At 49.6% G+C, this 10,194-nt stretch carries 12 protein-coding genes and 1 riboswitch; of the genes, 5 read left to right on the forward strand and 7 right to left on the reverse strand.

Going from position 1 to position 10,194, the window contains the following annotated elements; genetic code table 11:
• Positions 1–262 precede the first annotated feature (262 nt).
• From B5F29_RS09145 to B5F29_RS09160, 4 genes are all read left to right on the forward strand, one after another.
• The gene (locus B5F29_RS09145) at positions 263–1,441 is read left to right on the forward strand and encodes a tRNA(Met) cytidine acetate ligase (protein WP_087154314.1); all 1,179 of its coding nucleotides are present in this window, start codon (positions 263–265) and stop codon (positions 1,439–1,441) included.
• Positions 1,442–1,459: 18 nt separating this feature from the next.
• Positions 1,460–2,614, forward strand: a complete 1,155-nt coding sequence (locus B5F29_RS09150; RefSeq protein WP_242955621.1) for a sensor histidine kinase — start codon at positions 1,460–1,462, stop codon at positions 2,612–2,614.
• Complete coding sequence (locus B5F29_RS09155) at positions 2,583–3,287, forward strand: response regulator (RefSeq protein WP_087154315.1); 705 nt, start codon at positions 2,583–2,585, stop codon at positions 3,285–3,287. Before B5F29_RS09150 ends, B5F29_RS09155 begins: the two co-directional genes overlap by 32 nt.
• 319 nt (positions 3,288–3,606) lie before the next feature.
• Positions 3,607–4,005, forward strand: a complete 399-nt coding sequence (locus B5F29_RS09160; protein WP_087154316.1) for a type II toxin-antitoxin system HicB family antitoxin — start codon at positions 3,607–3,609, stop codon at positions 4,003–4,005.
• A gap of 80 nt (positions 4,006–4,085) precedes the next feature.
• On the opposite strand, the gene B5F29_RS09165 is transcribed toward B5F29_RS09160, so the two are convergent.
• From B5F29_RS09165 to B5F29_RS09190, 6 genes are all read right to left on the reverse strand, one after another.
• A complete protein-coding gene (locus B5F29_RS09165) occupies positions 4,086–4,343 on the reverse strand; it encodes an HAD family hydrolase (protein ID WP_162608396.1) in 258 nt (85 codons plus the stop codon).
• Positions 4,344–4,434: 91 nt separating this feature from the next.
• Entirely contained in the window at positions 4,435–4,656 is a 222-nt protein-coding gene (locus tag B5F29_RS09170; protein ID WP_087154318.1) for a hypothetical protein, read from the reverse strand.
• A gap of 293 nt (positions 4,657–4,949) precedes the next feature.
• Positions 4,950–5,141, reverse strand: a riboswitch (cobalamin riboswitch).
• Positions 5,142–5,174: 33 nt separating this feature from the next.
• Entirely contained in the window at positions 5,175–6,896 is a 1,722-nt protein-coding gene (locus B5F29_RS09175; RefSeq protein ID WP_087154319.1) for an ABC transporter ATP-binding protein, read from the reverse strand.
• Positions 6,893–7,339: a hypothetical protein gene (locus B5F29_RS09180; protein WP_087154320.1), complete on the reverse strand. Its 447-nt coding sequence runs from the start codon at positions 7,337–7,339 to the stop codon at positions 6,893–6,895. The genes B5F29_RS09175 and B5F29_RS09180 overlap by 4 nt, the downstream gene beginning before the upstream one ends.
• A gap of 16 nt (positions 7,340–7,355) precedes the next feature.
• Positions 7,356–7,796, reverse strand: coding sequence for a LytTR family transcriptional regulator DNA-binding domain-containing protein (locus tag B5F29_RS09185; protein ID WP_087154321.1), 441 nt, complete (start codon positions 7,794–7,796; stop codon positions 7,356–7,358).
• 219 nt (positions 7,797–8,015) lie between these two features.
• On the reverse strand, positions 8,016–8,261 hold the full coding sequence (locus B5F29_RS09190) for a hypothetical protein (protein WP_087154322.1): 246 nt from the start codon (positions 8,259–8,261) through the stop codon (positions 8,016–8,018).
• 221 nt (positions 8,262–8,482) lie between these two features.
• On the opposite strand from B5F29_RS09190, the gene B5F29_RS09195 reads away from it, so the two are divergent.
• Positions 8,483–9,385 carry an AraC family transcriptional regulator gene (locus B5F29_RS09195; RefSeq protein WP_087154323.1) on the forward strand — a complete coding sequence of 301 codons (903 nt, stop codon included), beginning with the start codon at positions 8,483–8,485 and terminating at the stop codon, positions 9,383–9,385.
• Positions 9,386–9,441: 56 nt separating this feature from the next.
• Here the strand turns inward: B5F29_RS09195 and B5F29_RS16430 are convergent.
• Positions 9,442–10,194 (reverse strand): hypothetical protein (locus B5F29_RS16430; RefSeq protein ID WP_162608397.1); only part of this gene is annotated, 753 nt, incomplete at its 5' end.

Raw genomic sequence — 10,194 nt, forward strand, 5'->3', positions numbered from 1 at the left:
CTCCCCGCGCCCGCGCTCAGGGGTAATGGCAAAAACCGTTACAAGCTTGCTTGTATAAGGTTATTGCCATTACCCCTGACGGATGGCATCAGCCATCCATCCCGGAACGCATTCTGCGTTCCGGGAAAAGCGCGTGCGCAGCCAAAATACTTAAAAGCTCCCGTTTCCATACGGCGAATGCCCCTGAGCGAGATGAAGCGCAGCGGAATCGATCTTCCCGCCTCATCTCCTCCCCAGTCTATTTTTAGGAAAGGAAACTTCCATGACCATCACCGGCATCATCGCAGAATACAATCCGTTCCACCGCGGCCATGCATATCATCTGTCCCGCGCACGGGAAATCACCGGAGCAGACTTTGTTATCGTCGCCATGAGCGGAAACTATGTTCAGAGGGGCGTCCCCGCCATGTTCGACAAATATACGCGGGCGGAGGCGGCTCTGCGAGGCGGCGCCGATCTGGTACTGGAGCTTCCTCTCTGCGCCGCCTGCGGAAGCGCGGAATATTTCTCCGACGGAGCCGTAGACCTGTTCATGCAGACCGGCATCGTCACTGATCTCTGTTTCGGCAGCGAGTGCGGAGACCTGGAGCCGCTTGCCGAGGCGGCAGCTCTGCTGGCCGATGAACCGGAAGAATACCGTTCTCTTCTGCGGCAGCACCTGCGAACGGGCATCTCCTTTCCCCTGGCAAGAGCCACGTCGCTGCAGGAAGCTCTTCCTTCTGTGTCTTCCGATATGCTGTCCTCTCCAAATAATCTGCTGGGCATCGAATACCTGAAAGCTCTGAAGAGAAGAAAAAGCAGCATCCGCCCTCACACGATAGCCAGAGAAGGAGGCGGATACCATGAACTGACCATGGAAAAAGGATATTATGCCTCCGCCGGAGCTATCCGCAGGGAATTGATTCACAGCAAAGGAACTTTCACTGAGATGATACAGGCGCAGCTTCCTTCCCCTGGCATTTATCACTCTTACGAAGGGAAAACGCCCCTCACGGAGGACGCCTTCTCGCTTCTGCTTCTGCAAAGACTGCGAAGCATCCAGGGAACATCTCTGAATTCTTTTTTCGATGTGCCGGAAGAACTGTCCAACCGGATCTGGAACCGCCTGGATGAATTTACTTCCTTCAGTGATTTTGCGGAGCTTCTGAAATCCCGGAACCTGACCCGTACCGCAGTCAACCGGGCGCTCCTGCATATCCTTCTGGATATTCGGCAGTACCGACGTGCGGATCATCTGCGGGTACTTGGTCTGCAGAAAGAAGCGAAAGTTCTTCTGAATCTGTTGAGCACCCATGGCCGGCTTCCGCTGCTTACCGGCCTTTCAGGAAGCGGTCTTCCGGAGCATACTTTCTACCCCGACCGGCTTTACGAGTCTGTCCGCTCTCTTGTTCACGGTATACCGTATCAGAACGAGCATCGGCGCAAAATGCTGATCGTTTAGTATAGGAGGAGGAGTAACTTGATACACTTTATCTGGAACCGGTTTACCCGTTTCGTAGACATTATTTCTCAGACCCACACATACAACACTCATGTAAGCAGACTGATCACCGTCAGCGCCATGGCAGCCGCCACTGTCCTGTCTCTTATCTATCATCGGATCAATCCCGCCGGGACAGCCAATATTGCGCTGATATATATCTTGACAGTGATTCTGATCTCCTATCATACGGACAAATACCGTTACGGGATCCTGGCGGCCATCTGCAGCGTTTTTTTTATCAACCTGTTTACTTATCCTTTTTTTGTATTTAATTTTGCCGTATCCGGATATCCGCTTACTTTTCTCTTTATGTACTTTATTTCCATTCTGACCAGCGCCACCACCTTCCGTCTGAAAGAACAGGCAAGACGGATCAAAGATGATGAAGACCTGATCATGGAAGCCGAGAAAGAAAAACTGCGGGCCAACCTGCTCCGGGCGGTATCCCACGATCTGCGCACGCCGCTGACCAGCATCATTGGCGCCAGCTCCTCTTATCTGGATAACGAAGAGACTCTTTCCGCAGAAGAAAAACGCAGACTTGTCTCTCAGATCTCCGAAGACGCGGACTGGCTGCTTCATATGGTGGAAAATCTGCTGTCTGTTACGCGTATCACCGACAGCGGCGCCAATACCTTGAAAAAGAATCCGGAGGTCATGGAAGAAGTTCTTTTAGACGCCATCTCTACGATACGAAAACGTTATCCTTCCATGCAGATACACATGTCTCTTCCGGATGAGCTGCTGATCGTTCCCATGGATCCGCTGCTGATCAAACAGGTGATCATGAATCTGCTGGAAAACGCTTATTTCCATGCCCACAGCCAGAAACCGGTGGAATGTTTTCTGCGTTCCTCGGCTGAATCTGCCAGTGTACACATCCGGGACTACGGAATCGGCATTCCAAAAGAACATACAGACGATATCTTTGACGCCGCCCCGTCTTCTCCTTCCTCTGCTTCCGACACACGCAAAGGAATGGGAATCGGACTGTCCATCTGCAAAGCAATCATAAACGCCCACGGCGGAAGCATCCATGCGGTCAGCCATCCGGACGGAGCCGAATTTTATTTTACACTGCCAAAGGAGGAACTCCATCATGAATCAGACGGTCAAAATCCTCGTCATTGAAGATGAAAAAAATATTCTCAGCTTTATCACTTCAGTCCTCTCTTCCCAGCACTATCAGGTGATCCCTGCCGCCACAGGCACGGAAGGCCTGTCCCTGGCTTCCTCCCAGTGCCCGGATCTGATCCTTTTGGATCTGGGGCTTCCGGACATCGACGGTATGGAGGTCATCTCAAAAATCAGAGAATGGTCCAGCGTTCCGATCCTGGTAATTTCCGCACGCGCGCTGGAAGACGACAAGGTACTGGCATTGGATGCCGGAGCGGACGATTATATCACCAAGCCGTTCGGTAATTCCGAACTTCTCGCCAGAATCCGTACGGCACTGCGCCACAGCAGCCGGATGCAGACGGACGGCGAGCTGGCCGACCGCCCTTACCGTTCCAAAGGACTTATGATCGATTTTGAAAAAAGGATCGTTTCCAGAGATGGAAAAGAGATTCATCTGACTCAGAATGAATACAAAATTGTGGCGCTTCTCGCCAGAAACTGCGGCAGGGTTCTCACCTACGACCGCCTGATCGAACACATCTGGGGACCGTACTCAGAAAATGACAATACGATCCTTCGCGTCAATATGGCAAATATCCGGCGGAAGCTGGAGCCGAACCCGGCAGAGCCCGTCTATATCTTCACAGAAGTGGGCGTGGGATACCGGATGGCGGATGAAGATTAACCTTCATCCGCTGTTCCGCTTTTCTATTTTTCTAAATCTCTCTTGAAAATCTTCTTGTTCAACGATATGATCAATATGCACCGTTCAGTGCAGTTTTCGGTATCTCACCAGAAGTTCCCCTAAATTATATTCTATTTGCTTTCTATATAATATTTGCAGTCAATTGACATACGTATTATTACGTATTATTATATAGTTACAGCAGGAAAGGAGCCTGTATATGCCAATGACGCCGCAGGAGATGATTCGTCTTCTGAAAAAACACGGTTTCGAAATAATCAACTAAAACAAGCAGGGCTAAAATAGGAGGTGTTATTTTATGGATAAAATCTTTTATCCGGCAATTTTCCATGAAGCGGAAGAAGGCGGATTCTGGATTTCTTTTCCAGATTTTCCAGAGTGTTTTTCTGAAGGTGACGATATGTCTCACGCTTACCGTATGGCAGTTGAAGCTCTTGGCCTGGCCATAACTTCCCGTGAACAGGAAAAAGAAAAGATTCCTGTTCCTACTGACTTCCATCAATTGTCAGTCTCTGAAAAAGAAAAAATTGTAATTGTTGAATTTGACATGCTGGCTTATTTGAAACGGACAAAATCCAGAGCGGTAAAGAAAACTCTGAGCATTCCAGAATGGCTGAATGAAGCCGCCTGTAATGCCGGGCTGAATTTCTCTCAGGTTCTTCAAGAAGCACTGATTGTAAAACTCAATGCAAAATAATCACTATGAAAATGTGCGGAAATCCCGCCGGAACAGTTTCAACATTCCGGCGGGCAACACAACAACCGACGATTCGTTAATTATATATTTACCGTCTCCCTGATCTTTCTCAGCGCCTCCATCAGATTTTCCGCTTCTTCCACTCCATCCGGAACTGCTTTTCCCTCTCTGTTCAGCCAAATGCTTTTTATTCCCGCCTGTCCGGGACATTTTACATCGCTTTCCAGGGAATCGCCTATATGAATCACCTCTTCCGGCTTCAAACCGATTTTATCAAGCGCGTACTGGAAGATCTCTTTTCTCGGTTTTGAATATTTTGCCTGTTCACTGGTGAACACTCCGGCCGGGTGGATGCCGTTTTTTCCATAGATTCATAAATATACCGGTCATCACTGTTGGTCACAAAATAGACCGGTAGTGTAATCTGCTCTAAAAATTCAGCCGCATCTTCATACCTTCGTGCTGTGTATGAAAATTTTCCCCATTCACCTCTCCCAGCCTCTCTTTGAAGATTTTCCACCAGCAGCGGAATACCTCCTCCGGCGACTGCGCATTGCCGCTTTTATAAACCCTTTTTACCACTTCTACCGAAATAGGCCCATTTTCATACACTGCCGTTCCATAATAATCCATAAAAATTGCTTTTAACATACTTCCACCTCTTATCTTTGAATACATGCGCCGCCAGACGCGCCACATAAAAAACTCCCCCGGGAGGCAGGAGGTTCAGGAACCTGCGCCCGGAGGAGTTTTTTATTGCCCTGGAGTGCCATTCCCATACGGATGTCTTTTTTATGGAGGATCTGCCGTATGGACACCAGGGTTTATCTTGTGCATATCTCCTGAGATTTCCAATAGAAAAAGCCGCCTTCACCCACCAGCCGACAATTCAAGAAAGGATGCGCCATTCATCCCCTCTGTTGGATGGAAAGCTCTCCTCGGGAGCTCATCTCATATGCCAAGCAGGTTTCCTGGCTTACGGATCTGACGCTCGCTCTCCCCTTCTCACATGTATCAGGGTTATGCAATGGGATATCGAGAGCGGGCTCTCCGAATACAGTGACCGGATCGTTCAGGATTCTCACCTGATTCCCTCTTCACGCCTGACGGCGCGCACTTGACACAGCATCTTCTGCACGATTTCATTATAGACTTCCCATAGAAGAAAGTCAAGCGGTTCTGTATAACTTCCCGTCTTCCAGACGGTAAATCTGATCACAGTTCTCCAGCGTACTCGTCCGGTGCGCGATCATCAGCAGCGTGCACCGCCCCCGGAAGCGTTCCACCGCCTCCATGACCGCCTGCTCCGTTTCTGTATCCAGGGCGGAAGTCGCCTCATCCAGCACCAGGATCTCCGGCTGCTGGTACAGCGCTCTGGCGATCCCGATCCTCTGGCGCTGTCCTCCGGAGAGACGCACTCCGGACTCGCCCACCATTGTATCCAGTCCGTCGTCCAGACCGTCCACAAACTCCAAAAGCTGTGCTTCCTCCAGCGCGCGCCGCACTTTCGCTTCCGAGATCTCCGAATCCGGGATGCCAAACGCCACATTCCGCCGGATCGTATCGTCTGCCAGATAAATGCTCTGGGGAATGTATCCCAGTTTATGCCCCCAGGCGTCCGGATAGTCGCGAATGTCGCTGTCTCCGTAACAGATCCTGCCCTGATCCGGGCTCAGCAACCCCAGAAGCAGGTCCATAAACGTGGTCTTGCCCGCCCCGGAACTTCCCACGAACCCTATGGATTTTTTCAGCGGCAGCTCCACCGACAGATCCGACAATATTTCTTTCTCCGTCCCGGGATACCGGAATGTCACATGCTCAAACCGGACCGCATCCGCAGCCGGGAGCCGTCTATAGTCTCTCTCCGGCGGACGTTCGTTTTTCTTCGCGCCCGCCTCCTGCAGATCTTCATAGATGCGGTCAATAGAAGGTTTCAGAAACAGGATCCCGTTCAGCAGATTATTCACCTGGTTCACAGACGGCAGCAGCCGGAACGCGGCCATGGCGAACACCGAGAGCTGGGGAACCAGTTCCTGCACGTCGGCTCCCATCTGTAGTTTTACCAGGATCGTCGCCAGCACGCCGCAGACGCAGACCGTTTCGATCAAATATTTGGGCGCGTTGCGGTAAAACTGGCTCTTTTTCAGGCTGGACGCATAATATCTTCCATTTTCCTCATAAGCGCGGACAAAATAATTCTCCCGCGCCAGAACCTTGATCTCTTTGATTCCGCCCAACGCCTGGTTGACCGCCTGAATCATCTTTCCATTGTAAATCTGATTCTGTTTTCCATAATCGACAGTACGCTTCCGCATGATCGCAAAATAGAAATAAGAACACAGTCCCAGCAGCGCCGCCACCACCAAAGTGATTACCACGTCCGTATACAGCAGATACACTGCCAGCATGGCGATGATCAGAAGGTTGGAAACCAGATCGATCACATCCATCACCAGTTCATACAGGTTGTTTACATCGGAAGTCACACTGCGCAGGATCTCTGAAGAATTCTTTTCCAGATGAAACGGATACGGTTTCTTCATATAATTTCTCATCAGCCGTCCCGACAGCTCCAGCCGGTTGTTAAATACGAACCGGAGCTGTACATATTTCGCAAACAGCAGATAGGTGTTCTTTATTAAATAAACCGCGATCAGCAGCAGTCCCAGCCAGATCAGAAGTTCTCTCTGGGATTCTGCCCCCACCAGTCTTCCAAACCACTGAAACAGCGCGTTATCTGTCCCGTCTGTGTCCATGACCAGCTGTACAAAGGGCAGGATCAGAGAGACGCCCATCAGTTCCAGCACGGATCCTGCAAATAACATACAGAACAGAACCACAAATTTGATCTTCTGTGTTCGGTTAAAAATCATACGGATTTTTTGGATCATATTTTCTTCCTCTTTTTATATTGTTCCAGAAGTGTGTTGTACATATGCATCCGGTACCGGTTAAAGAGTTCCAGACCGCCGCAGCAGAGAATGCCGGCAGCCAGGATCGGAATGACCGCGTACCTTCCCGACACGGGCAGGCGGTCTGCCATCAGCACAAACAGACATCCATAGGCAAGCGCTGCCGCAAGGCAGAGATAAACGGCGAACCTTGCCGGATACCAGAACCGCTCCGACATACGGGAGTTCAGGAGCAGTTTCTGCAGCGCAGAACTTCCGAAGGAAAACAAAAGCAGCATCCAGACCGCTTCCACCGGCAGATACGCTTCTTTTCCGCACAGCGTATACAGCAGCAGAAGCAGAATGGTCATAGAAGTAAACAGATACGATGTGCCGATGCATACCGGCTTCAGTACCCGGTATAATCTCCATATACGTTTCAAATCTTCTCCTCCTCTCCTACAGACATCCCAGTTTTTCTTTCACTGACTTTGCATACTGGCGGGATACCGTAAGGCGTTCCCCATTGCTCATCGTCACCTGCATGGTTCCACCAAACTCCGGTTTCAGAGACTGAATCTGGTTGAAATTGATGATCAGCGATTTGGAAGCCCGGAAAAAGTCGCTGCTCTCCAGACGTTCCTCCAGTTCATAGAGCCGCAGCGGAGTCTCGTACACCTCAGTCTCCGTATACAGGAACGTCTTCTTTTCTACCGTATCAATATAAAGGACCTGGCTCACATCCAGAAGATAGGTCTGCTGGTCCTTATGTCCGGTCAGCTTGCGGTCCGCCATCCGCAGCATTTCCAGGATCCGGATCACCTGTTCGTTGGTCTGCCTGCACCGGATCGTAATCTCCAGATCCTCCGCGGACGGATCCTCTTCCATTCTGATCTTCAACCCTCTTCCTCCTCTTCTGCCGTCTTTCGCATAGTATAAACCGCTTTTTCATCCTGTGCAATCCCTTCCGCCCTGACCTGCAGTTTTCAGGGCCTGACCTGCGTTATAAACGGCCTGATCCGCTGCAAACCGGATCGCCCGCACACGAAAAGAGCCTGGTGATCTGCACCAGGCTCTTTTCATTTTTATCAAATGACGAAAGGTATCCTTATATCCCGTTTAAAACACGCCCTCTCCCGCCGCAACAAAGAATCTCAGCATAATCATATTGTCATAGCGGTTAGATACAAACAATTCCAGTTCTTCTTTTTCATCCTCCATGAGCCGACGGATCCCCTGGCTGCGGAGCTCTTCTTTTTTCAGATCATAACATTCCCCGTTCACAGATTTCAGGTAGACCGAGCCGGCGCACTGTTCAACCGACTTTTCAAACGCCTTCAGAGCTTCCGTTGTCCTGATTTTCATATTGCCGCCTCCTTCATAATCAGATCCTTGTTTTTTATCTCTTTCTGTAACTATATTTTATTCAAAAACAGCATCCGTGCAAAGTCTTATAAAGACTTGTAATATCATAATAGAGACCAGAATAATTTTCTTTAAATCGCTATATTTTCATATATCATATTGACATATATAAATATAAAGACTAAAATTTATGAAAGAAAAGGAATATACGAGGAAATCTCATGATAATAAATACCCATTTTTTCATGGCAGACGCAAACAATATGGAACTGCTCTCCCTTGACGAAAATGGTTTTCCCTTTTTATGTATGAAAACCAGGATCGGTCCCGGCGAACTTTTCCCATGGCACTGGCACAGTGCGTTTGAAATCGATTTCATTCTGAACGGTTCCGTAATCGTGGGGCTGCCGGACCGGGAAATACGCCTGTCAAAAGGCGACTGCATTTTCTTTAATTCCGGGATTCTCCACTCTTACCGTCAGGTCGGAGAAGAGACCTGCGTCCTCCACGCCTGCCTGTTTGATATTAACTTTCTGGCGGGCATGAATCATAACCAGATCGTTGCAAAATATATCCAGCCGATCATCAGCTGCGGAGCGCTCGATGCATATCAGGTAAAACCTGTCGATACGGCTAATGTCGGGATGCTGGTCTCTTTACTGCGCGCAACAGAACTGGCTGAGAAAGAGCCTTTCGGGTATGAACTTGAAATCCGATGGGAAATCTCCAGATTTTGGTGTTTTCTTCTTCATGCAACAGAGTCTGTGCGCGCCGGGAGCAAAAAGAGAAAAAATACCGATATGGAGAGGGTGAAACTCTGCATTAATTATATGCAGGAGCATTATTCCGAGGAACTCAGCCTGGAAGTGATCGCGCGGGCGGCAAATATCGGCAAACGGGAATGCACGCGCTGTTTTATGCGCTGTATCAATACCACGCCTTTCAAATATCTGAACAACTATCGGATACAAAAGGCCGCCGCGCTGCTTCTTGAAACGGACAGAACAATCATGGAAATCAGCAACGACTGCGGATTTTCTTCCGCCAGTTACTTTGGGAAGCTGTTCCGTGAAAAAACAGGAATGACTCCCCTGCAGTACCGGAAAGGAAAAACAGGAGGCTGAGCGCCGCCGCAGATCCGGCCCCGGCAGGGAAAACCGGATCTGCGTTCCTGCAGTCATTATTCTTCCTGCATCCACGCATTCAGTTTATTCTTCACATTTTCATCCAGCATATATTCAATATCGCTGTACTGACTGTATGTCAGACGGTTTCCAACCGCATAGTAGTGTTCCAGGCACTGTTCCCCCGCCTCGCTGTCCAGATAGAGCAGCAGATCTTCCAGCAGATTAAAAGAATACTCTTCCTTTGTCAGTTCTTCTACCAGCGCCGCCGTCGTATCGTCATCCGTCCATACCATCAGATTGTCGATCGTCTCCTGCAGAGGATGTGGATAGCCGTCTTCACGGATCGCCTGAAGCAGGGCGTCTCCTGCCTTTTTCCCGTCAATATAGACAAAGATTTCCTGTAATTCACTGTCTGAAAACTCTGTTTTTTGCTCCAGGAATCTCCGGAATCCTTCCAGTGCTTCCTCCTCGTCCAACGTTGGGAGCGCTTCAAAATATTCCTGCTTTGTAGCGTCTCCGCTGGCAATCCGCGCCGTCAGATGTACAGAGTCCTCTTCTTCCTCAGAACTGTAGACCGCAGAGATTCCGTCTGCGTTCAATCCTTTAAACTGAATATCCAGTTTCTCCAGTCTCGCTTCTCTGCCGACCATTTTGACTACATTGCGGCCAGCCTCCATCTCAATGGGGATGACAGTCTCCCGGCCTTCTTCTTTCAGCGTCGCAACTGCCCCGTCCGGAGACACATGCACTAATTTAAAATCTCCGTCCACGGCCTCCCAGGACGCATCCACCGAGATCTCCACCGG

Source organism: Lachnoclostridium sp. An196 (assembly GCF_002160135.1).
In the GTDB taxonomy this organism is placed as follows: domain Bacteria; phylum Bacillota; class Clostridia; order Lachnospirales; family Lachnospiraceae; genus Hominiventricola; species Hominiventricola avistercoris.